Source organism: Kitasatospora sp. NPDC034035, assembly GCF_055575755.1.
Window position 1 is genome coordinate 182,022 of record NZ_JBVISA010000004.1, and the last position, 22,067, is coordinate 204,088.

Consider the following 22,067-nt stretch of genomic DNA (forward strand, 5'->3'; position numbering starts at 1 on the left):
TCGCCTGTTCAACGGGTAGGCGGCCGGCGCGTGAGGGTCGAGTGAAGAAATCACTCCCGGAACGGTCGCCCGAGGGCACGGGATGTACCCGGGTGGTCACCGAGCGTCCAAAGTCGGGGTGAAAACCGGCAGGATACTGCATCACGGGGAAGAATCTGAGTGACTTGGGAATGTTGTCCGGAATCTGTTCGTTGGATCGTTACGTGTGAGCCCCGGGGCGGGGCCCGCACTTCTTGCCCTCGGGGCAGGCAGGCAGACCTCGGCAACACCAGCAAAGGGAGCAAGCATGGCCACCCGTGCCGTCGTTCGCGACAGGGCCGACCGGACTCGCGCGGCCCGCCCGACCAACCTTGAGGCCGACCGTGACCTGGTCGGCATGTACCTCGACGAGATCGCCAGGACGCCCCTGCTCGATGCCGCCGAGGAGGTCGAGCTCTCGCTGCGGATCGAGGCCGGGGTGTACGCCCAGCACCTGCTGGACGAGGAGGGACTCCCCGACGGCGTCACGCGCGAGGAGCTGGAGACGATAGCCGCCGACGCCGAGCGCGCCAAGGACGTCTTCATCCGCTCCAACCTCCGACTCGTGGTCGCGGTCGCCCGCCGGTACCCGCGCAGCGGCCTCCCGCTGCTGGACCTCATCCAGGAGGGCAACGCGGGCCTGGTGCGCGCCGTCGAGAAGTTCGACTACGCCAAGGGCTTCAAGTTCTCCACGTACGCGACGTGGTGGATCCGGCAGGCGATCACCCGGTCCATCGCCGACCAGTCCCGCACCATCCGGCTGCCCGTGCACCTGGTGGAGGAGCTGGGGCGGATCCGGCGGGTGCAGCGAGAGAAGTCCAAGGAGCTGGGGCGGGAGCCCGAGCCGGCCGAGATCGCGGCCGAGTTGGACACCACCGAGGCTCGGATCAAGGACGTCCTGGACTGGGCGCGTGACCCGGTCAGCCTCAACATGTCGGTCGACGACGAGGGCGAGACCCAGTTCGGAGACCTGGTCGAGGACACCGGGGCGACGTCCCCGGAGGACGCCGTGATGGTCATGCTCCGCCGTGAGGAACTGGACGATCTGATCGGGCGGTTGGACGACCGCACGGCCTCGATCATCCGGTCCCGCTACGGGATGGAGGACGGCCGCGAGCGCACCCTCACCGAGGTGGGCAAGCAGCACGGCCTCACCCGCGAGCGGATCCGCCAGATCGAGAAGCACGCGCTGGCCGAGCTGAAGAAGATCGCCGACCACGCGGGCTTCGAAGCCGCCTGACCGGAAGGCCTGTCGAGCCCCCGACCGGGTCCTGGTGCGGAGCGCTCCGCACCAGGACCCGAGGCGTGCCACGGGGCTCTTAGGCTGGAGGGGCAGGACGAGGCGAGCAACGGAGTGGACAGGGTGAGCGAGCAGGAACAGGACCGGCCCACGGACCAGGCTCAGGACCGCCAGGCGCAGGCCGAGGACGACCAGGCCCAGGACCGGGACCGCGAGGAGCAGGACCGCCAGGGCCAGGACCAGGGCGGGGAGTCGCAGGAAAAGCCCGCGGCCAAGGCCCGGCTGGTCTTCCGGGACCCGTTGGACCAGCAGTCCCGGGACGACACCGACGCCGGCTGGGGCGGGCGCTCCGGGGCGGGGGAGAGCGGCGGGCGGGGGCTGGACTGGTACCTGAGCCAGCGCCCGCCGCACCACGGGGACTGAGGACGGGCGAGCGCGGTCAGCGCAGCGGCGCGACCAGCGCGTCGCGGATCTCGGTCAGCAGTTGGACCTCCTTGGCCTCTGCCTCCGCCGCCGTCTCGGCGAAGGACTTGCGGCGGGCCGCCATCCTGTTCATGGGCACGATCAGAACGAAGTAGACGACGGCCGCGGTGATCAGGAACTGCAGGACGGCGCTGAGCACCGATCCCCACAGGATGAGGATTCCGGACGTGACCTCACCGGTCGTGCTCACCTCGCAGGGCCCCTTGAGGCAGGAACTGTAGGAACCCAGGTCCTTCGTTCCGAACACACCGACAATCGGATTGATCACGCCTTTGACGAAGGCGTTGATGATATTGGTGAAAGCCGCACCGATGACCACGGCGACGGCGAGTTCGACGACATTTCCACGCAGTAGGAATTCCTTGAAGCCCTTCATGCCGCCTCGAACGACGAAGTCGTTTCCGGGTTACGGGTGATCTTCCGAAGCTCCGGATTGACAACCCGTCCGGCCCAGCGCGCCCCCGCCGGGCGGCGGCAGACCGGCCCGCGCGGGCCCGAGCGCGAGCGCGGCCGCCACGGCGAGCAGCACCAGCGCGGGCACCCCGGCCCGCCGCCGCACCGCGCTGCGCCAGCGGTGCCACCCGCCGCACCCGCGCCGGATCGGCGGAAAGCTCGGCACCTCCTGCCGGGGCGGCACGGCGGGCGCGGGCAGCGGGACGGAGAAGCTCACGGTCGTCATCGACGCACCTCCGAAAGGTCCGGCAGCCGACCCCCGGTGGACCGGCTGACGACCCCCACGATGCGCCGTCGGGGCGGACTCGGAAAGCGGTTTCCCTCAGGCTGTGGACAAACCGCCCCCTGTGGACAAGTTCGTACACTCGCGCGAGTGGATCCGACTCTTCCGCGGTGACAAAAGCGGTGTGAAAAGACGCGGAGAGACGGGGAAGGGCGCGAAAAGGCCCGCCGCCCCCGCAGGAATGCGGGGCCGACGGGCCTTTCCGAGGGCTGCTGGGCGCCCGGGTCGTTCCGTCCCGGGGCCGGGGATCAGCTCGCGGCCGGAGCCGGGCTGGACGGCGCCGAGGAGCCCGTGCTCGAAGTGGGCGCCGGGGTGGACGACGTCGACGAGGTCGACGAAGACCCGGAGCCGACCGAGCTGCTGGAGGAGGAGCGGCTGTCGGTCCGGTAGAAGCCGGATCCCTTGAACACGACACCCACCGCCGAGAAGACCTTGCGAAGCCGTCCCTGGCAGTCGGGGCACGTGGTCAGCGCCTCGTCGGTGAACTTCTGCACCGCCTCCAGGCCGTTGCCGCACTCGGTGCACTGGTACTGGTACGTGGGCACTTGTCTTCCTCCTGGCACTCTCGCCTTATGAGTGCTAACGATGGTCAATGATGCGGCATTCCGCTGGATCAGTCCAGCGACTCCGGTGTGAGATGCGACCGGCCTCGGCCTGGTCTCGGCTGCCGGACCACCGCTCGCTCAGCCCTTGGCCGTGCCCACCAGCTGCGCAGCACCCCCGCGCTCCCCGGAGGCCGCTTCGGAAGCCGACGCGGAGGCCGCTCCGGAGGTCGCGACGATCCGGCCGCGCCCCGCGCTCGGCGCCACCAGCAGGTGTCGCAGCGAGAACAGCGTGACCAGCCCCAGTCCGGCGCCGATCAACGGCACCAGGAAGCCGGTGGACGGCCCGTGCCCGTCGATCAGCTTCCCGGCCGCCATCGAGCCGACCGCCAGGCCCAGCCCGATGGCACCGGTCAGCCAGGTGAAGGCCTCCGTCTTGGCGCCGTCCGCGACCAGCGTCTCGACCAGGGTGTAGCCGCTGATCAGGGTCGGCGCGATGGCCAGACCGCAGACCAGCCCGGCCACGGTGAGAGCGACCAGGTTGGGCATCGCCCACAGCGTGGAGCAGCCCAGCACCAGCAGCGCGTAGCTGATCAGCATCCGCTGCTGGACGGGCCGGCGCCAGGCGATCACGCCGTACAGCACGCCGGCCAGCATGGAGCCGCCCGCGAAGATCCCGTAGACGGTGCCGCCCGCGGCGTGCTGTCCGACGGAGTCGGCGAAGGCGTTGACCGAGACCTGCATGCCGCCGAACACCGCGCCGACCCCGAGGAAGGTCCCGGCGAGCAGCCGGACGCCGGGGGAGGCGAGTGCCGAGGCGCGCTTGGTGCCGGGCTGCTGCACGATCCGGGCGGGGGCGGTGCGCCGCTGGGCGGCGAAGGCCAGGCCGCCCGCGACGGTCAGCGCGGCCTCGGCGACCAGGGCGGCCGCCGGGTTGGCGAGGGCGGCGATGCCGGAGGCCAGGATCGGGCCGATCACGAAGGTGAACTCGTCGGTCACGGACTCGAAGGCGAACGCGGTGCTCACCCGGGCCGCCGAGGCGTCGGAGGGGCCGTCGGCGGTGAACCGGGCGATCCAGCGGGCCCGGACCATCGCGCCGATCTGCGGCACGCTCGCACCGGCCGGCACGGCGGCCAGGAACAGGCTCCAGGCCGGGGCGTGCCCCAGTGCCAGCGCGATCAGGGCGCCGACCGAGGCCCCGTGCACGAGGACGGTCGGGACCAGCACCGCGGACTGCCCGTACCGGTCGGCCAGCCGCCCGGTCTGCGGCCCGATCAGGGCCTGGGCGACGGCGGCGACGGCGGTGACGGTACCGGCAGTGCCGTACGAGCCGTGGGTCTGGGTGACGAGCAGCAGGATGCCCATGCTGAGCATCGCGTAGGGCAGTCGCGCGACGAGGGCGGGGGCCAGGAAGGTCCAGGCCCCGGGGGTGCGCAGCAGCTCGCCGTACCCGACTCGGGTGGGGGTCCGGGCTGCGGTGGTGTCCGCGGTGGTGTCCGCGGCGCGGTCGACCGTTCGGCGGGCCGTCACGGTCGGTCCTTCCTGCTGCCTGGTAGCGCGGCAGGGCATGGGGTGGCCCCGACGGCGCCGAGAGTCGTCCTCTCGCGCGTCGACCGGGGTGATACCGGGTCGGCCCGGTGTGGTTGCCGGGGGTGGACCGCGGCCGCCGAGCGGTCGCGCCAACTCTGCGTCAGGCAGATGCTGGGGTGTTCTGAGCGGTGGTTATACGGCGTGGTCGAACCAGCATACAGTTACGCGCGTAGATCCCGCTAGTCCACCCCTTTCCCGGCGACCCCGGAACGCCCCGGGCACCCCGAATACCCCACCCGCCCCGAGCGCCCCGACCACCCCACCGCCCCGAGTACCCCAGAGCCCCACCCGCCCCAGTGCCCCGGAGGCATCCGGGCTCACCGCCCGTTGAGCCACCCCGCGAGCTTGCCGCCCCTGTCCACGGCCCGCAGCCGCCGCTCCGCCGCCTCGCCGACCTCGTCCGTGGTGACCACCAACAGCTCGTCCCCGCCGCGCAGCACCGTCGCCTTGTCCGGCACGAAGGAGTTGCCCTCGCGCACGACGAGGGTGACCGCCGCGCCCTTGGGCAGCCGCAGCTCGCCGATCTCCACGCCGGACATCCGGGAGGTGGGGGAGAGCGCGACCGACAGCAGGTGCCCGTGCAGCTTCTCCAGCGGGGCGGACTCGATGCCGAGGTCCTGGCCCATCGCGCCCTCGCCGATCCGCAGCCGCTTGGCCACCCACGGCAAGGTCGGCCCCTGGAGCAGGGTGAAGACGACGACCAGGATGAAGACGATGTTGAACACGTCCGCGGCCTTGTGCGCGCCCGACACGACCGGGATGGTGGCCAGCACGATGGGCACCGCCCCGCGCAGTCCGGCCCAGCTCAGCAGCGCCTGTTCGCGGGCCGGCACCTTGAACGGGGTCAGTGACACCACCACCGACAGGGGCCGGGCCAGGAAGACCAGCACGGCGCCTATGACGAGCGCGGGCACCACGGAGGAGCCCATGGTCGCGGGCGTGCAGAGCAGGCCGAGCAGGACGAACATGCCGATCTGCCCGATCCAGGCCAGCCCGTCGGCGAAGCCGCGGACGGCCGGTCCGTGCGGCAGCTTGGAGTTCCCGAGGATCACCGCACTGATGTAGACGGCGAGGAAGCCGGAGCCGTGCAGCAGGGCGCCGCCCGCGTAGGCGAGCACGGTGAGCGCCATCACGGCGATCGGGTAGAGGCCCGAGGAGGGCAGCGCGACGTGCTTGATCCCGTAGGCGCCGAGCTTGCCGACGGCGAAGCCGACCACCGCGCCGATCGCCAGCTCGGCGAGGATCGTGCCGACCAGGACGTACCAGGAGTCCAGTTCCCCGGTGGTGGCGAAGGCGACGACCAGGATGACCACGGGCGCGTCGTTGAAGCCGGACTCGGCCTCCAGCAGACCGGTGAGCCGGTGCGGCAGCGGGACCATCCGCAGCACCGAGAAGACGGCGGCCGCGTCGGTCGAGGAGACGATGGCGCCGAGCAGCAGCGAGGTTCGCCAGTCCAGGCCGACCAGCCAGTGCGCGCCGGCCGCGGTGGCGAACACGCTGACCGCGACGCCGGCGGTGGCGAGCACGGTGGCCGCCGGCATCACCGGCTTGATCTCCCGCCAGCTGGTCTTGAGGCCGCCCTCGGCCAGGATCACCACGAGCGCCGCGTAGCCGATCACCTGGGTCATCGCGGCGTTGTTGAAGGTGACGCCGATCCCGTTCTGGCCCAGCGCCACGCCGATCCCGAGATAGATCAGCAGGCTGGGCAGCCCTGACCGGGTGGAGATCCGGACGGCGACCACCGCGAAGAGCAGGATCACGGAGGCTTCGAGGAGGAGCTGGTTCAGGTGGGAGACGTTCACGCAGGGGCACCTCGGGCAGGCAGGGGCGGACGGGGTGTCTGGTGGTGCTGTGAGGGCGACCCGCGTTAAGGGGGCGTCAATGCTCCTCTTGCGGATCGTTACTCAGTCTAACATTTTGCCATATCTTTAGCTTGGTCCCCCGTTCACGGTGCCCGGCCGACTCGGCCTAATGTGGTTCCCTGTCACGGCCGCAGGCCCTGGACACGCCCGCCCGCCCCGAAGTCAGGACCGCAAGGACCCAGATGCCCCGCTCGAAGAAGTTCCGGCGCGCCCGTCTGATCGTGATCGTGCTGGTCGTGCTGCTGGTGGCCGGCGTCGGCTACGGCGGCTACCGCGGGGTCTCCGCGGTCCGCGCGTCCTTCCCGGAGGTGGACGGCAGCGTCAAGGTGGCGGGCCTGACCGCGCCGGTCGACGTGAAGCGGGACGCCAACGGCATCCCGCAGCTGTACGCCGACACCCCCGAGGACCTGTTCCGCGCCCAGGGCTACGTCCAGGCGCAGGACCGTTTCTGGGAGATGGACGTCCGACGGCACATCACCGCCGGCCGGCTCTCCGAGATGTTCGGCGACGGCCAGGTCGACACCGACACCTTCATCCGCACCATGGGCTGGCGGCAGGTGGCGCAGAAGGAGTTCGACACCAAGCTGGCGCCGGAGACCAAGAAGTACCTGCAGGCCTACTCGGACGGCGTGAACGCCTGGCTCTCCGAGCACCCCGGCGGTGAGAAGGCCTCGCTGGAGTACGCCCTGCTCGGCGCCGTCAACAGCGGCTACACGCCCGAGCAGTGGAGCCCGGTGGACTCGGTGGCCTGGCTCAAGGCGATGGCCTGGAACCTCTCCGGGAACCTCCAGGAGGAGGTCGACCGCTCGCTGCTGGCCCAGGACTTCAGCCCGGACAAGATCGCCGAGCTGTACCCGGACTACCCGTACGCCCGCAACGGCACCATCGTGAAGACCGGCACCGTGAGCGGCGACAACTACCGCCCCGCCGACGGCTCCCCGCAGCCGGGCACCGGCAACGGCACCGCCACCACCCAGGGCGCGGCCACCACCAAGGCGCTGCTGCAGGGCCTCACCGACCGGATCGACGGGATGCCGCAGCTGCTCGGCCGCCCCGGCCAGGGCATCGGCTCCAACTCCTGGGCGGTCGCCGGCTCGCACACCACCACCGGCAAGCCGCTGCTGGCCAACGACCCGCACCTCGGCCCCGGCCTGCCCTCGGTCTGGTACCAGATGGGCCTGCACTGCCGGACCGCCTCCCCGGCCTGCCAGTTCGACGTCTCCGGCTTCACCTTCGCGGGCATGCCCGGCGCGGTGATCGGCCACAACAAGGACATCGCCTGGGGCTTCACCAACCTCGGTGCCGACGTGACCGACCTCTTCCTGGAGAAGGTCACCGGCCCGGACACCTACCAGGTCGACGGCAAGGACGTGAAGTTCGACCTCCGCAAGGAGACCATCAAGGTCGCCGGCGGGGAGGACCGCACCATCACCGTCCGCACCACCCAGACCGGCGCCCCGCTCATCTCCGACCAGCGCGACGAGCAGCAGAACGTCGGCAAGTACGCCCCCAACGGCACCTCCGCCCCCGACCGCGGCACCAGCGGCTACGGCGTCGCCCTGCAGTGGACGGCGCTCAGCCCCGGCAAGACCATGGACGCCGTCTTCGGGCTGGACAAGGCGAAGAACTGGGACGAGTTCCGCGCCGCCGCCAAGGACTTCGCCGTCCCCGCGCAGAACCTGATCTACGCCGACGCCAAGAACATCGGCTACCAGGCCCCGGGCACCATCCCGGTCCGCGGCAAGGGCGACGGCACCTACCCCGCGCTGGGCTGGGACTCCGCGTACCAGTGGAAGGACTCGATCCCCTTCACCGCGCTGCCGTGGAGCCTCAACCCCTCCTCCGGCTACATCGTCACCGCCAACCAGGCCGTGGTGGACCAGACCTACAAGCCCAGCCTGACCAAGGACTGGGAGTACGGCACCCGCGCCAAGGAGATCACCGACCAGATCGAGGGCCTGCTCAAGAACAACGGCAAGATCTCGCCGGACGACATGCAGACCCTGCAGCTGGACAACACCAGCATCATGGCCAAGACGCTGGTCCCGCTGCTGCTCAAGCAGCAGATCGACGACCCGTACGTGCGCGAGGCCCAGGACCTGCTGAAGGACTGGAACTACCACCAGGACGCCGACTCGGCCGCCGCCGCCTACTACAACGGCGTCTGGCGCCAGCTGCTCACCCTCGCCTTCGGTCAGAAGTTCCCGGCCGACCTCCGGGCCAAGGACAACTGCCTGCTGGTCCGCCAGCAGGACGACCCGACCAAGCCCGACAGCACCACCAAGATCGTCACCGAGTGCGGCACCCGCGACCCGGGCAAGGCCCAGCCGGACGGCGGCGACCGCTGGACCGAGGTCGTGCGCCAGCAGCTGGAGAAGCCCGACAGCTCGTGGTGGACCTACATCGACTCCCAGCACACCGTCCAGAAGGGCCTGGACAACCTGCTCAAGGAAGCGATGAAGAACGCCCGCCAGGAGCTGACCTCGCTGCTCAGCAAGGACATCTCCACCTGGAGCTGGGGCCGTCTGCACAAGCTGGAGCTGAAGGAGCAGACCCTCGGCACCGACGACTCCTCGATCGCCTCCGGCGTGCTCCACAAGCTGCTCAACCGCGGCCCGTACCGGCTCTCCGGCGGCTCGGCGGCGGTCGACGCGGCCGGCTGGAACGCGGCGGCCGGCTACCAGGTGGACTGGATCCCGTCGATGCGGATGGTGGTCGACCTGAACGACCTCGACTCCTCGCGCTGGATCAACGTCGGCGGCGCCTCCGGCCACGCCTTCAACGACAACTACAACGACCAGACCGACCTCTGGCTCAAGGGCAAGCAGCTCACCTGGGCCTACACCCCGGACGCGGTCGAGAAGGCCACCAAGCACAAGCTGGTGCTCACCACCGGCTGACGTCCGTACGGACACCCCGCGGCCCCGCCCCCTTCGCCCGAAGGGAGCGGGGCCGCCGCCGTCCACCCGCGTCACCCCAGCCGCCGCACCCCCGACGGCGTGACCGCCAGGTCCACCGGCCGGTCGTGCGGCTCGGCGGGCACCCGCTCCAGCAGCTCGTGCTCGTACAGCAGCACCGCCAGCACCGGCCGGACGCCCGCCCGCCCCAGCCGGGCCAGCACCCGGTCGTAGCTGCCGCCGCCCCGGCCCAGCCGCAGCCCGCCGCGGTCCACCGCCAGACCCGGCAGCAGCACCACCGAGGCCTCCGTCACCGCCTCCGGCCCGAGCCGCGGACCGACCGGCTCCAGCAGCCCGCGCCCGGCCGGGGCCAGCTCCCCGGCCCCCACGTACGCGGCCCAGTCCAGGTCGTTGTCCGCCAGCAGCACCGGCAGCAGCACCCGCACCCCGCGCGCCCGCAGCGCGTCCAGCAGCGGCCTGGTCCCGGGCTCGGCGCCCACCGAGACGTACGCGGCCACCGTGGCGCCCGGCCCGGCCAGCTCCCCGGCGTGCCCGGCCAGCGCGAGCGCCGCCGCCGCGCGCTCCTCGGCCGAGAGCGCGCGCCGCCGCGTCAACAGCCGTGTCCTCAGATCGCTCTTCTCGTTGTGCACCGGATCCTCCACGTCTCCAGACCGTCGACGCGCAGAGCCTGCCACGCGAAAGGACGCCCCGATGTCCACCCCGCTCCTGGTCCAGGCCCTGGCCTTGCTGAGCGCGCCCGCGCTGGCCGGCGCCACCGTCCTCGGACTGCGGGTACGACGGGACCGGGCCGGGGCCGCCGCCCGGGCGGAGCGGCTGCGGGCGCGGATCGCCGAACTGGAGGACCGCTGCGCCGAGCTGGAGCGCACCGCCTCCTGCGACCCGCTCACCGGCGTGTGGAACTACCGCCACCTGCAGCTCACCCTGGACCGGGAGATCGAACGGACCCGCCGCGCCGAGCACGCCGACCAGGCCGACCGCCCCCGCCCGCTCGCCGTGCTGATGCTGGCGATCACCGGCTTCGACGCGATCATCGCCGAGCACGGCCGCGGCCGGGCCAACGCGATACTGCGCGACCTCGCCCAGCGCCTCGCGATGGAGATCCGCCGGGCCGACACCCTCGGCCGCTACAGCGGCGAGGAGTTCCTGGTGGTGCTGCCCGACACCGGCGCCGAGGGCGCCGCGCAGGTCGCCGAGCGGCTGGTCTGGTCGGTCCGCCGCCACCTGCTGCTCGACTGGTCCTCCGGGACGCGCGAAGCCCGCCCGGCGCACGGCAACGGCCTCACCGCCGCCGCCGGCGTCGCCGTCCTGCCCGAGGACGGCACCCACGCCGCCGTCCTGCTGCGCGCCGCCGACACGGCGCTCGCCGAGGCGAGGGCGGCCGGCGGCGACTGCTGGCGGATCTCGCCGCGCCACCGCGACCGGCCCGCCACCGGGCTTCGCGAACCGGTCACTTCCGGTGCGGAGTACGGTCCGACTGCCGAACGTGACCGTTCGGAAAAGCCGGGTAGTCTGTCGCCCTGTGCCGGAGGGGACCCCCTCGCCCAGCCGGTCCCTTCCCATACGCCTGCCGCTGTGGCCGTGCCCCGAGACGTGCTGTCCTAGCCGTCCGAGCGCGCTCGGCCGGGCGAAAACGTGCCTGAGTAAGGTAAACGCATGACGACGACCAACTCCCGAGTTCCGGTAACCAAGGCCGTGGTACCCGCGGCCGGACTGGGCACCCGCTTCCTCCCGGCGACCAAGGCCACCCCGAAGGAGATGCTTCCGGTCGTCGACAAGCCGGCCATCCAGTACGTCGTCGAGGAGGCCTCCGCCGCGGGCCTGTCCGACATACTGATGGTCACCGGCCGTAACAAGCGCGCCCTGGAGGACCACTTCGACCGCGCCTACGAGCTGGAGGAGCTCCTCGCGCGCAAGGGCGACAAGCAGCGCCTGGCCCGCGTCCGCGAGTCCGTCGAGCTGGCGAACATGCACTACGTCCGCCAGGGCGACCCCAAGGGCCTCGGCCACGCCGTCTCGGTCGCCGAGCAGCACGTCGCCGGCCAGCCCTTCGCCGTCCTGCTCGGCGACGACCTGATCGACCCCCGCGACCCGCTGCTCTCCCGCATGATCGAGGTGCAGCAGGAGCTCGGCGGCTCGGTCGTCGCCCTCATGGAGGTCGACCCCTCCCAGATCCACCTCTACGGCTGCGCCGCCGTCAAGGCCAACGGCTTCGGCGAGGACGTCTTCCAGGTCACCGACCTGGTCGAGAAGCCCGAGCCCGGCGAGGCCCCCTCGAACTACGCCGTCATCGGCCGTTACGTCCTCGACCCGCTGGTCTTCGACGTCCTGCGCGAGACCCCGCCCGGCCGCGGTGGCGAGATCCAGCTCACCGACGCCCTGCGCGAGCTGACCACCCGCGAGCCGGAGACCGGCGGCCAGGTGCACGGCGTGCTCTTCAAGGGCCGCCGCTACGACACAGGCGACCGCGCCGACTACCTGCGCGCTATCGTCCGTCTGGCCGCCGAGCGCGATGACCTGGGCCCGGAGTTCCGCTCCTGGCTGCGGGAGTTCGTCGGCTCCGAGATGCAGGACTGACACGACAGAGAGCGAGCCGCCGATGACCGGGTCCACCGAGCACAGCACCACGCCCGCAGCCTGCTGCGACGCCGGATCGGACCCGGCACCGGCGGCCCCCCGCCTCTGGACGGTGGACGAGCACCTCGCCGACGTGCTGTCCGCCGTCGGCCCGCTGCCCGCGATCGAGCTCCAGCTGCTCGACGCCCAGGGCTGCCGGCTCGACGAGGACGTGACCTCCGACGGCGACCTGCCGCCCTTCGACAACAGCTCGATGGACGGCTACGCGGTCCGCACCGCCGACACCGAGGGCGCTACCGGCACCTATCCGTCGGTGCTCTCGGTGGTCGGCGACATCGCCGCCGGCGCGGGCGAGCTGCCCAAGGTCGGCCCCGGCCAGGCCGCCCGGATCATGACCGGCGCCCCCCTCCCGCCCGGCGCCTGGGCCGTCGCCCCGGTCGAGTGGACCGACGGCGGCACCGGCACCGGAGTGGCCGCCGCCGCGATGACCGCTCCGGTCCCGGACGAGGAGGTCCGCGTCCTGCGCCCGGTCGCCGAGGGCGCGCACATCCGCCGCCGCGGCAGCGACGTCGCGGCCGGCTCCACGGTCCTGGAGGCCGGCACCCGGCTCGGACCCACCCAGCTCGGCCTGCTCGCCGCGATCGGCCGGGCCACCGTCACGGTCCGCCCGCGCCCCCGGGTCGTGGTGCTCTCCACCGGCAGCGAGCTGGTCCAGCCCGGCGAGCCCGTCGGGCCCGGCCAGATCTCCGACTCCAACAGCTTCACCCTCACCGCCGCCGCCCAGGAGGCCGGCGCCATCGCCTACCGGGTCGGCGCCGTCCCGGACGACGCCGACCGGCTGCGCGCCGTCCTGGAGGACCAGCTCGGCCGCGCCGACCTGATCGTCACCAGCGGCGGCGTCAGCGTCGGCGCGTACGACGTGGTCAAGGAGGTCTTCGAGTCCTACGGGGGCGTCGACTTCCGCAAGCTGCGGATGCAGCCCGGCAAGCCGCAGGGTTTCGGCCGGATCGGCGGCGCGGCCGGAGTGCCGCTGCTCGCCCTGCCCGGCAACCCGGTGAGCGCCTACATCTCCTTCGAGCTCTTCGTCCGCCCGGTCATCCGCACCATGCTCGGCGCCCCCGACGTGCACCGCCCGGTGGTCCGCGCGCTCTGCCCGGCGGCGCTGCGCTCCCCGGCCGGTCGCCGGCAGTTCCTGCGCGGCCGCTACTCGGCGGCCGACGGCACGGTCGAGCCGGTCGGCGGCGCCGAGTCCCACCTGGTCGGCGCGCTGGCCCGGGCCGACTGCCTGATCACCGTCCCCGAGGACGTCACCGAACTGCCCGTCGGCAGCGAGGTGGACGTGGTGTTGCTGGACTCCTGAACGCCCGGGGGGCCGCGGAGTTGTACGGTAGCGCGGTACTTCGACCTGCGCGCCCCTGGAGTTACCCGTGACGACACCTCCCCCCGGCGACCGCCTCACCCACGTCGACGACCAGGGCGCGGCCCGGATGGTCGACGTCTCCGAGAAGGCCACCACCGCGCGCACCGCCGTCGCCGCCGGGCGGGTGAGGGTCTCCGCGAAGGTGGTCGAGCTGCTGCGCGGCGAGGGCGTGCCCAAGGGCGACGCCCTCGCGGTGGCCCGGATCGCCGGGATCATGGGCGCCAAGAAGACCCCGGACCTGGTCCCGCTCTGCCACCCGATCGCGGTCTCCGGCGTCAAGGTCGACCTCGCCGTCGCGGACGACGCGGTGGAGATCACCGCCACCGTGAGGACCGCCGACCGCACCGGCGTCGAGATGGAGGCGCTGACCGCCGTCGCGGTGGCCGGGCTGACCGTGATCGACATGGTCAAGGCCGTGGACAAGGGCGCCGCCATCGAGTCCGTCCGGGTGCTCAGCAAGACCGGCGGCAAGAGCGGCGACTGGTTCGCCCCGGAGGTGGACGCGTGACGGCGCACGCCGGGAAGGCGCTGGCCGTCACGGTGTCCAACCGGGCCTCGGCCGGGGTCTACGAGGACAAGGGCGGCCCGCTGCTGGTGGCCGGCCTGACCGCGATGGGCTTCACCGCCGACGGCCCCCGGGTCGTCCCGGACGGCGAGCCGGTGGAGGCCGTGCTGCGCGAGGCCGTCGCGGCCGGCTACGACGTCGTGCTGACCACCGGCGGCACCGGCATCTCCCCGATGGACCTCACCCCCGAGATGACCGCCCGGGTGATCGACCGGCAGGTCCCCGGCATCGCCGAGGCCATCCGCGCGTACGGCCGGGAGAAGGTGCCCACCTCGGCGCTCTCCCGCGGGCTCGCCGGCCTCGCCGGACGTACCCTGATCGTCAACCTGCCGGGCTCGACCGGCGGCGTCAAGGACGGCCTCGCCGTCCTGGGGCCGCTGCTCGCCCACGCCGTCGACCAGCTCGGCGGCGGGGACCACCCCCGGCCCGACGCCCCGGCACCCGGGGCTCCAGCATCCAGGAGAGGGCACTGAACGCCGGCTGGCCGGTAGAACTCCACGAGGGGGAGGTCTCGCTGCGCCCGATCCGGGCCCGCGACCAGCGCGACTGGCAGGAAGTGAGCCGCCGCAACCGGGACTGGCTGCGCCGGTGGGAGGCCACCGTGCCGCCCGGTCCGCCCGGCCAGGCCGCCGGGCCCCGCCCGACGTACCGGCAGATGGTCCGCTTCCTGCGCGGCGAGGCCTCGGCCGGCCGGATGCTGCCCTTCGTCGTGCTCTACAAGGGCCAGCTGGTGGGCCAGTTGACGGTCGGCGGGATCACCTGGGGCTCGATGTGCTCGGCGAACATCGGGTACTGGGTCGACGAGGCGGTGGCCGGCCGGGGCATCATCCCGACCGCCGTGGCGCTTTCGGTGAACTACTGCTTCCGCACGCTCGGACTGCACCGGATCGAGGTCTGCATCCGCCCGGAGAACGTCCCGAGCCGGCGCGTGGTGGAAAAGCTCGGCTTCCGCTCGGAGGGAATCCGCCCGCGCTATCTCCACATCGACGGCGATTGGCGCGACCACCTCGTCTACGCGCTGACCGACGAGGAGGTTCCGGAGGGGATGCTCGAACGCTGGCGGGCGCTCAGTTCCGGGCGAGAACCGAGTAATTGAATATATGTTCGAAAGAAATATCGATATGGCATCGGCCCGGTGGCGGACCGTCACAAATACCGGCAAAATAGTCGGAGAATCAGCTTGATCACACGACACGCCGCGTCAAATTGCTGCCAGGCCTTCCCCGGCGCCCGTACGGTGTGAATCGTGAGCAGTAGCGGCCTTATCTACGCCGTCATCGTAGGGGCCTGGGCCGCCTATCTGGTGCCGATGTGGCTCCGCAGGCAGGACGAACTCAACGAGGCGCGCCCGACGGAACGCTTCAGCACCGCCATCCGCCTGCTGGCCGGGCGTTCGGCGCTGGAACGGCGGGCAGCCCGGGCCCTGGGCGACGAACCGCGTGACGACGAGCACAGCAACGACGGCCCTCCCGAACGGGACGAGGCCGCCTCCGGCGACCCCGCGGCGCGGGAGCCCGAACCCCCGGCGCAGCGCCCGGCCGAACGGCCCGCCCCGGCGCCGCAGGTCGGGGTCGAAGGCCGGGCGCGGCTGCTGGCCCGCCGGCGCCGGATGGTCACCGCCCTCTTCCTCTCCTTCGCGCTCGGCGCGGTGGTCGCGGCGGTGGCCGGACTGGCCTTCCTCTGGGTCCCGGCCGTCCCGGCGGCCCTCCTCACCCTGTACATCGGCCACCTGCGCAAGCTGGAGCGCCAGCGGTACGAGGTGAAGCTCGACCGCGTCCGGGCCGCCCAGGCGGCCGAGCGGCTGCGCAAGCGCGAGCAGCAGCGCGCCTCGGCCGAGGCGGCCGACGCGGCCCCGGCCGAGGCGCCCGCCGAGGCGGAGCCGGCTCCGCCCGCGCGCGCCCGGGCGCGGACCGCCGGCCGCCCGCACCTGCGGCTGGCCGCCGACCCGGAGGAGGCCACCGTCGTGGTGCCCTCCGCCTCGGCGGTGGCCGAGGCGACCGAGCACGAGGAGTGGGTCGACGGCATGCGTGAGCGCGGCGCGGCCGGCCCGGACTCCTGGGAGCCGGTGCCCGTCCCGCTGCCGACGTACGTCACCGCGCCGGTCGCCCCCCGGGTCTCCCGCGGCCTCGACCTGTCGGCGCCCGGCACCTGGACCGCGGGCCGTCCCGCCGAATCCCGCACCACCCCGCTCTTCGACCAGTACGCCGAGCCGCAGGCCCCCGAGGCCCGCCCCCGCGCGGCCAACGAATGACCGGTCCGCCCCCCGATCGGCACCGCTCCGGGGGGTGGTCACGGACCCCCTCCGAAAGGTGCTAGAGTTTCTTCTCGTTGGGGCTGTGGCGCAGTCCGGTAGCGCACCTCGTTCGCATCGAGGGGGTCAGGGGTTCGAATCCCCTCAGCTCCACCCAACGGATCGGCTCCGGCCGGTCCACCGAAATCCCGCCGGGAGGCAACTCCCGGCGGGATTTCGTGTTTTGTGGCGCCGAACCGAGTCCGAGCCGACCCGGAGGCTCGCCGTGGTCGGGATCACAACGCCCTCCGGGGGCGGTTTCTGACGCGGTTTGGGCCTCAGGGGGGTCGGTTATGGTGGGTGGGCCCAGACGCTGACGACGGAACGATCTGGTCTATCTCAACGGGGTGCCATCGCGGTGCGCGAGTTCGGTCTGACACGGTGGGTGCGACGGTCCGGCCCGGACGAATCCGGCGGCACCCCGGCAACCGGAAGATCGAATTCCTGGACCCTCGCGGCGACCTGCGTGGCAGCGGTGTCACTGGCGGTGTTCACCTTCTTCCGGCACGCCCACGCGGCCACCATGGTCGACATGCTGGTCTACCGGGCCGAGGGCCAAGCCGTCGTCCGCGGCGAGGACCTCTACGCGATGCGGCTGCCCGGCTGGGACCTGCCGGCCACCTACCCGCCGTTCGCCGCGATGCTCTTCGTGCCGAGCACCTGGTTCGACGTGAGCACCCTGCGCATCCTGGTGATGCTCCTCAACTACGTGCTGCTCGCCGTGGCCGTACACCTGTCGCTCAAGCTGGCCGGGTGGCCTAAGCAGCACCGCCCCGCCGTGGTGATCCTGGCGACCGGCCTGGGCATCTGGCTGGAGCCGGTCTTCACCACCTTCCAGTACGGCCAGGTCAACCTCGGCATCCTCTGCCTGGTGCTGTGGGACCTGACCCGCCCGGACCGCAACTGGTTCAAGGGCGTGGGCATCGGCCTGGCCACCGCCATCAAGATCACCCCGGGCCTGTTCGCGGTCTACCTGTTCCTGACCGGCCGGGTCCGGGCCGCGCTGGTCTCGGCCGGCACGTTCCTGGTGGCGGGCCTGATCGGCTGGGCCCTGCTGCCCGACGCCTCGTACGGGTTCTGGACCAGGTACCTGTGGGACCCGAGCCGGGTCGGCGTGACCGTCCTGGTGGACAACCAGTCGCTGCGCGGCGCCGTCTGCCGGCTGCTCGACGTCAACGACCCGGGCCTGGTCGGGCTGGCCGCCTCCGCGCTGGTCGGCGCCTTCGGGCTCGGGGTGGCGGTGCTGGCCGGGCGCTCGGCGCGGGTGCTGCGCCGGGCCGACGCCTGGGGCGGGGTCTGCGCCGCGTTCACCGCGCTGCTGGTCTCGCCGATCAGCTGGACCCACCACTGGGTCTGGTGCGTGCCGCTGATCGCCCTGCTGGTGGTCGAGGCCCGGACCAGGGCGCGGCAGGTCCTGCTCGGCGTGACCCTGCTGGTGTTCCTCTCCCACGTCATGTGGACGGTGCCGCACCGGTGGGGCCGCGGAGTCGACTGGTACTGGCAGCTGCCCGGCGCGATCTACCCGCCGATCGGGATCGCCGTCCTGGTCGTCCTGGGCGTGCGGGTGTACCGCGCCCGGCGGCAGGCCGTGGACGGGACCGGCGCCGGGGCCCGGGCGCTCCTGACCGCCAAGCCGGACCGCGATCCCGCGCTGACGAACCGGACCTGACGGACCGGACCCGACGAACCGGACCGACGGACCCCACACCGGACGGACAGACCTGACGTGACCACCCAGACCGCACCCCCGTCGCCGCCCGCCGCCGCGCCGGCCGCCCGGAACGCGGCCGCGGCCCTCCTGCTCGGCCCGGCCCGGCGCACCGCGCTGCTCACCGCGCTCTGCTTCGCGGTGATGTGCGCCATCGGCCTGCAGGGCTGGACGTCGGTGTCGCTCGGCGGCTTCGACCTCGGCATCTTCGACCAGGGCGTGCGCGGCTACGCCCACTTCGGGCTGCCCGTCTCCTCGCTGAAGAGCTACCACCACGAGTTCCCGCCCGGCTTCTCGCTGCTGGGCGACCACTTCTCGCCGGTCCTGGCACTGCTCGCGCCGCTCTACTGGATCTGGGACGACCCGCGCTCGCTGATCATCGGCCAGTCGCTGCTCTTCGCCGCCGGGGTGCCGCTGATCCGGCGGATCACCGCGCACGCCTTCGCCGCCGCCCAGCCGCGCACCGCCCGGCGGGCCGCCGACCTGGCCGGCCTGGCCTACGCGCTCGGCTGGCCGCTGCTGGTCGCCGCCCGGGTCGGGTTCCACGAGGTCGCCTTCGCCGTGCCGCTGACCCTGCTGATGCTGGAGCGCGGCCTGGCCCGCCGGTACGGCCCGGTGGTGCTCGCCGCCGTACTGCTGTGCTGCACCAAGGAGGACCTCGGCCTGATGGTCGGCGCGTACGGGCTGGTGCTGCTGCTGCGCACCCGTCGTACCGGGGACCGGGCGGGCCGCTTCACCGGCCTCGGGCTGCTGCTGGGCGGGCCGGTCGCCTCGGCCGCCGCGATCACGTGGCTGATCCCGGCGATGGGCGGGGAGCCCGGCTACTACTGGAACTACACGGCGCTCGGCGCGGACGGCGGGGACGCGCTGCGCCACCTGCTGCACAACCCGTTCCTGCTGGTGCAGACGGCCTTCGACCAGCCGCTCAAGCCGCTGCTGCTGCTCTGGCTGTTCGGGACGACGCTCCTGCTGCCGCTGCGCTCGGCCACCGTGCTGTGCGCGGTGCCGCTGCTGGCCGAGCGGATCCTGTCCAGCAACCCCAACCACTGGTCGATCGCCCGGCACTACGACTCGCTGCTCTGGCCGATCCTGCTCACCGCCGCCGTCGAGGTGCTCGGCCGGCTGAGCAGCGCCGAGCAGCCCGCGCGGACCGTCCGGCGGGCGCGGCTGCTCGGCCTCGGCACGGCCGGCATCGCGCTGGTGGCCGCCGTACCGATCGGGCTGCTGCAGCTGGCCGTACCGGCATCCTGGGAGGCCAAGCCGAGCGAGGCGGCGCTGGTGCGGGCGGCCGCGCTGATCCCGGACGGGGCCTCGGTGGAGGCGGACAACCAGATCGCGCCGCGGCTGACCGCCCGGACGGACGTGGTGCTGGTGGACGGCACGCCGCGCGGGCGCGAGTACGTGCTCACCCGGTCGAACAAGCGCTCCTTCCCGTTCGCCACGGACACCGAGCAGGCCCAGCGGATCCGGCTGCTGCTGGAGCACGGGTACCGGCAGCTCTGGGCCGAGGACGGCGTGGTGCTGCTGCACCGGGAGAGCGGCGAGCCCGTGCCCGGCGAGCACGTGCCCGGCCCGGGCAGCAAGCCGGTCCAGGACGTGGTCCCGTCCGACGTGGGGCACGACCTCTTCCGGGGCTGACCTCTTCCCGGGCCGGCCTCCGGGCTGACACCGGACACGGCCGAGGGCCGGTCGGAGAACTCTCCGGCCGGCCCTCGGGTCGTGTTGGGGCGCGGGTCAGGGGCGGTCGGCGTAGGAACCGCTCTGCTGCGAGCCCTGGGGCGGGACGGCGCCGTAGCGGCCGGGCCGCCGGCCGTGCGGGTGCCGGGTCAGGTTGTAGCCGAGGACGCCCGCCAGCGCGGCCAGGAAGCCGCCGCCGATCGTCCAGTACCAGCGGCTGTTCCAACCGGAGAACCAGCCGGTGTACCAGTGCTCCTCCTCCGCCACCGGGGCGGCCGCCCTGGCGGTGCTCGCGCCGCCGCCGACCGGCGGGACCAGCGGGGCCTTCAGCTCCCCGCCCTCCGGCTGGGCGTTGTCGGAGTCGCCCTTGGCGGCGACGTGCAGCTGCACGGAGGCGGCCAGGCCGAGGTCCGGCTGCGGGACGTCGGTGACCGACAGCCGCACGTAGTAGGTGCCGGGCAGCGGGTCGCCGGACCACGGCTCGGCCCAGGTGCGGACCTCGCGCAGGGCGCAGTCGAGGGCCACCGTGGTGGCGGCCGGGTCGGCGGTGGCGTTCTGGGTGCCCGCGGTGCAGGCCTGGCGGCGGCGCAGGCCGTCGAAGACCTCGACGGACCAGGTCTGCGGGCCGTGCCGGTCGGTCGCGGGGGCCAGATTGACGGACAGCTTGACCGTCGGGGTCTGACCCTCGGAGGCGCCGAACGCCCAGTACAGGTAGTCGCCGGTGGAGGCGGCGACGTTGGCGTCCTGGCCGGGGGAGAGGTTGACCGCGGTCAGGAAGGAGGTGCCGGCCTTGGTGGCCGGGGCCGGGGTGCCGCTCGCGCTGGCCGAGGGGGACGGCGCGGCCGTGGCGGCCGGCGCGCCCATGGCGAGGGCGGGCAGCAGGGCGAGGGCGGCGAGGGCGCCGCGAGTCGTCGTACGCATGGTCAGTTCTCCCGCCAGACGGCGATCCGCCACCGTGCGATCCAGCCGAACAGCAGACCGAAGACCAGGCCCGCCAGGGTGAGGGTGAGCAGCAGGATCCAGCCGCGGCCGAGGCCCATCGCGGCGCCCTCGGGGGCGGGCGAGGAGGAGGCCAGGTCGACGGTCAGCTCCAGCGGCAGGCCGGGGTCGGCCTGTACGCCGGCCTGCGCGGCCAGCGAGTTGCTGACGACCAGGCAGACGCTGGTCGCCGGCTTCTCCTTCGACTCCTTCGACGAGGAGGTCGGGCTCGCGGTGACGTAGCCCTTGGAGTCGTCGGTGGACCAGCGCAGGCCGGTGGAGATCACGTCGGTGCGGCTGCTGCCGGCGTCGGTGCCGCGGACCAGTTCCTGGCCGGTCGCGCTGGTGGCCTGCAGCAGGACGCCGTAGTCCCGGGCCACCGGGCGGTCCAGTGCGACGCTGACGGAGGCGCGCAGCTCCTGGCCGGCCTTGACCGGGACCTTGTAGACGCGGTGCTCGGAGAACTTCTCGCGGTCGGTGTAGACACCCGGGGCGAGCACCGGGGCGCTCTCGCACTTGTCGGTGCCGGAGGTCTTGACCGGGGCCACCGTGTAGGTGTCGTTGGAGCGGTCGACCAGCTGCTTCACCTTGTCGGTGAGCTGCTGCGGGGTGCGGACGTCGGTGTAGGAGCCGCCGGTCGCGTTGGCGATGCAGAGCAGCTGCTGGCGGGTCTTGTCGTCGTGGGCCAGGCCGAGGGTGTCGACCACCAGGTGGATGCCCTGGGAGGCGAGTTCACGGGCGACGTCGCAGGGGTCGGGCGGGGTGCAGGTGTCCTCGCCGTCGGTGATCAGCACCACGCGGCGGGTGGTCTCGCCCTTGCCGAGGTCCTGGGCGGCGCCGCGCAGGGCCAGCCCGATCGGGGTGAAACCGGTGGGCCGCAGGGTGGCGACCGCGGTCTTGGCCTCGACCTTGTCGGTCTTGCCGACCGGGAACAGCTGCTTGGTGTCCTGGCAGCCGAGGTTCTTGTCGTTGCCGGGGTAGTTGGCGCCCAGCGTGCGGATGCCGAACTCGGTCTCCGCGGGCAGCGCGTCGATCACCTCGTTCAGCGACTGCTGGGCCACCGAGATGCGGCTCTTGCCCTGGATGTCGGTGGCGGTCATGGAGCCGCTGACGTCCAGGACGAGGTCGACCCGGGGGGCCTCCTTCGATGCGGGAGCGGCGCCGGCTGATGGTTCGTCGGCGTGGGCGGGCAGGCCGAGGAGCAGCGAGGCGCCCGTTATCGCCAGGGCGGCCAGCAGGCTGCCGAGCCTGGTCTGTGGTCGTCGTCCGGTAGTCACCCGGCCGATCCTAGGGATCATCAGTTCGCCATGGCGAAACGAGTCCGGACCGTACGTCGGTCCGATCCGGCGTGAACTCCGGCGCGCGGACGAGGAATCCGCACGCCGGCGCGGCCCGGAACCGGCCGGGCGGCGGCCGGGCGGCGGCTGGGGTGGGCACCCCGGCGGGTCCGGCAAAAACGGACACAC

Annotated in this window: 20 protein-coding genes and 1 tRNA gene; 13 read left to right on the forward strand and 8 right to left on the reverse strand. The window is 72.7% G+C overall.

The annotated features are described in order from the left end of the window. The first annotated feature begins 286 nt into the window (after positions 1–286). Both ACZ52J_RS07655 and ACZ52J_RS07660 read left to right on the forward strand, forming a co-directional pair. On the forward strand, positions 287–1,258 hold the full coding sequence (locus ACZ52J_RS07655) for a sigma-70 family RNA polymerase sigma factor (protein ID WP_360494337.1): 972 nt from the start codon (positions 287–289) through the stop codon (positions 1,256–1,258). A gap of 123 nt (positions 1,259–1,381) precedes the next feature. After that, the gene (locus ACZ52J_RS07660) at positions 1,382–1,681 is read left to right on the forward strand and encodes a hypothetical protein (RefSeq protein ID WP_465616634.1); all 300 of its coding nucleotides are present in this window, start codon (positions 1,382–1,384) and stop codon (positions 1,679–1,681) included. 16 nt (positions 1,682–1,697) lie between these two features. On the opposite strand, the gene mscL is transcribed toward ACZ52J_RS07660, so the two are convergent. The 5 genes from mscL to ACZ52J_RS07685 form a co-directional block, all read right to left on the reverse strand. Next, positions 1,698–2,117: a large conductance mechanosensitive channel protein MscL gene (gene mscL, locus ACZ52J_RS07665; protein WP_465616636.1), complete on the reverse strand. Its 420-nt coding sequence runs from the start codon at positions 2,115–2,117 to the stop codon at positions 1,698–1,700. A gap of 30 nt (positions 2,118–2,147) precedes the next feature. Next, complete coding sequence (locus tag ACZ52J_RS07670) at positions 2,148–2,420, reverse strand: hypothetical protein (protein WP_465616638.1); 273 nt, start codon at positions 2,418–2,420, stop codon at positions 2,148–2,150. A gap of 305 nt (positions 2,421–2,725) precedes the next feature. Then, on the reverse strand, positions 2,726–3,022 hold the full coding sequence (locus ACZ52J_RS07675) for an FmdB family zinc ribbon protein (RefSeq protein WP_465616640.1): 297 nt from the start codon (positions 3,020–3,022) through the stop codon (positions 2,726–2,728). 138 nt (positions 3,023–3,160) lie between these two features. Next, positions 3,161–4,549 (reverse strand): MFS transporter, encoded by a 1,389-nt coding sequence (locus ACZ52J_RS07680; RefSeq protein WP_465616642.1) that lies wholly within the window; start codon positions 4,547–4,549, stop codon positions 3,161–3,163. A gap of 377 nt (positions 4,550–4,926) precedes the next feature. Continuing rightward, complete coding sequence (locus ACZ52J_RS07685) at positions 4,927–6,411, reverse strand: potassium/proton antiporter (RefSeq protein WP_465616644.1); 1,485 nt, start codon at positions 6,409–6,411, stop codon at positions 4,927–4,929. A 242-nt stretch (positions 6,412–6,653) separates the two neighbouring features. Between ACZ52J_RS07685 and ACZ52J_RS07690 the strand changes: the two genes are divergently transcribed. Further along, positions 6,654–9,371, forward strand: coding sequence for a penicillin acylase family protein (locus tag ACZ52J_RS07690; protein ID WP_465616646.1), 2,718 nt, complete (start codon positions 6,654–6,656; stop codon positions 9,369–9,371). Between the two features lie 71 nt (positions 9,372–9,442). Here ACZ52J_RS07690 and ACZ52J_RS07695 read toward each other — a convergent pair whose 3' ends face one another. Further along, positions 9,443–10,018 carry a 5-formyltetrahydrofolate cyclo-ligase gene (locus tag ACZ52J_RS07695; RefSeq protein WP_465616648.1) on the reverse strand — a complete coding sequence of 192 codons (576 nt, stop codon included), beginning with the start codon at positions 10,016–10,018 and terminating at the stop codon, positions 9,443–9,445. 61 nt (positions 10,019–10,079) lie between these two features. Between ACZ52J_RS07695 and ACZ52J_RS07700 the strand changes: the two genes are divergently transcribed. From ACZ52J_RS07700 to ACZ52J_RS07745, 10 genes are all read left to right on the forward strand, one after another. Continuing rightward, positions 10,080–10,991, forward strand: a complete 912-nt coding sequence (locus tag ACZ52J_RS07700) for a GGDEF domain-containing protein (RefSeq protein ID WP_465616650.1) — start codon at positions 10,080–10,082, stop codon at positions 10,989–10,991. A gap of 51 nt (positions 10,992–11,042) precedes the next feature. Then, on the forward strand, positions 11,043–11,963 hold the full coding sequence (gene galU / locus ACZ52J_RS07705) for a UTP--glucose-1-phosphate uridylyltransferase GalU (protein WP_360494310.1): 921 nt from the start codon (positions 11,043–11,045) through the stop codon (positions 11,961–11,963). Positions 11,964–11,985: 22 nt separating this feature from the next. Beyond that, positions 11,986–13,323: a molybdotransferase-like divisome protein Glp gene (glp, locus tag ACZ52J_RS07710; RefSeq protein ID WP_465616652.1), complete on the forward strand. Its 1,338-nt coding sequence runs from the start codon at positions 11,986–11,988 to the stop codon at positions 13,321–13,323. A gap of 127 nt (positions 13,324–13,450) precedes the next feature. Continuing rightward, positions 13,451–13,891 carry a cyclic pyranopterin monophosphate synthase MoaC gene (gene moaC / locus ACZ52J_RS07715; protein WP_360494812.1) on the forward strand — a complete coding sequence of 147 codons (441 nt, stop codon included), beginning with the start codon at positions 13,451–13,453 and terminating at the stop codon, positions 13,889–13,891. Beyond that, positions 13,888–14,421, forward strand: a complete 534-nt coding sequence (locus ACZ52J_RS07720; protein WP_360494304.1) for a MogA/MoaB family molybdenum cofactor biosynthesis protein — start codon at positions 13,888–13,890, stop codon at positions 14,419–14,421. Before moaC ends, ACZ52J_RS07720 begins: the two co-directional genes overlap by 4 nt. Next, a complete protein-coding gene (locus ACZ52J_RS07725; protein ID WP_360494809.1) occupies positions 14,418–15,044 on the forward strand; it encodes a GNAT family N-acetyltransferase in 627 nt (208 codons plus the stop codon). The genes ACZ52J_RS07720 and ACZ52J_RS07725 overlap by 4 nt, the downstream gene beginning before the upstream one ends. A 150-nt stretch (positions 15,045–15,194) precedes the next feature. Beyond that, a complete protein-coding gene (gene sepX, locus ACZ52J_RS07730) occupies positions 15,195–16,199 on the forward strand; it encodes a divisome protein SepX/GlpR (RefSeq protein ID WP_465616654.1) in 1,005 nt (334 codons plus the stop codon). Positions 16,200–16,278: 79 nt separating this feature from the next. Beyond that, positions 16,279–16,352, forward strand: a tRNA-Ala gene (locus ACZ52J_RS07735). Positions 16,353–16,704: 352 nt separating this feature from the next. Further along, positions 16,705–17,907 (forward strand): glycosyltransferase 87 family protein, encoded by a 1,203-nt coding sequence (locus ACZ52J_RS07740; RefSeq protein WP_465616656.1) that lies wholly within the window; start codon positions 16,705–16,707, stop codon positions 17,905–17,907. Between the two features lie 57 nt (positions 17,908–17,964). Next, a complete protein-coding gene (locus tag ACZ52J_RS07745; RefSeq protein ID WP_465616658.1) occupies positions 17,965–19,584 on the forward strand; it encodes a DUF2079 domain-containing protein in 1,620 nt (539 codons plus the stop codon). 96 nt (positions 19,585–19,680) lie between these two features. On the opposite strand, the gene ACZ52J_RS07750 is transcribed toward ACZ52J_RS07745, so the two are convergent. Continuing rightward, on the reverse strand, positions 19,681–20,544 hold the full coding sequence (locus ACZ52J_RS07750; RefSeq protein ID WP_465616660.1) for a peptidase: 864 nt from the start codon (positions 20,542–20,544) through the stop codon (positions 19,681–19,683). A 2-nt stretch (positions 20,545–20,546) separates the two neighbouring features. Beyond that, entirely contained in the window at positions 20,547–21,878 is a 1,332-nt protein-coding gene (locus tag ACZ52J_RS07755; protein WP_465616662.1) for a VWA domain-containing protein, read from the reverse strand. Positions 21,879–22,067 lie beyond the last annotated feature (189 nt).

Excerpts from the sequence above, each read along its gene's own strand:
- ACZ52J_RS07655 (WP_360494337.1), top strand. The coding sequence starts at position 287 with ATGGCCACCCGTGCCGTCGTTCGCGACAGGGCCGACCGGACTCGCGCG.
- galU (WP_360494310.1), top strand. The coding sequence starts at position 11,043 with ATGACGACGACCAACTCCCGAGTTCCGGTAACCAAGGCCGTGGTACCC.
- glp (WP_465616652.1), top strand. The coding sequence starts at position 11,986 with ATGACCGGGTCCACCGAGCACAGCACCACGCCCGCAGCCTGCTGCGAC.
- ACZ52J_RS07690 (WP_465616646.1), top strand. The coding sequence starts at position 6,654 with ATGCCCCGCTCGAAGAAGTTCCGGCGCGCCCGTCTGATCGTGATCGTG.
- ACZ52J_RS07750 (WP_465616660.1), bottom strand. The coding sequence starts at position 20,544 with ATGCGTACGACGACTCGCGGCGCCCTCGCCGCCCTCGCCCTGCTGCCC.
- moaC (WP_360494812.1), top strand. The coding sequence starts at position 13,451 with ATGGTCGACGTCTCCGAGAAGGCCACCACCGCGCGCACCGCCGTCGCC.
- ACZ52J_RS07700 (WP_465616650.1), top strand. The coding sequence starts at position 10,080 with ATGTCCACCCCGCTCCTGGTCCAGGCCCTGGCCTTGCTGAGCGCGCCC.
- ACZ52J_RS07670 (WP_465616638.1), bottom strand. The coding sequence starts at position 2,420 with ATGACGACCGTGAGCTTCTCCGTCCCGCTGCCCGCGCCCGCCGTGCCG.
- mscL (WP_465616636.1), bottom strand. The coding sequence starts at position 2,117 with ATGAAGGGCTTCAAGGAATTCCTACTGCGTGGAAATGTCGTCGAACTC.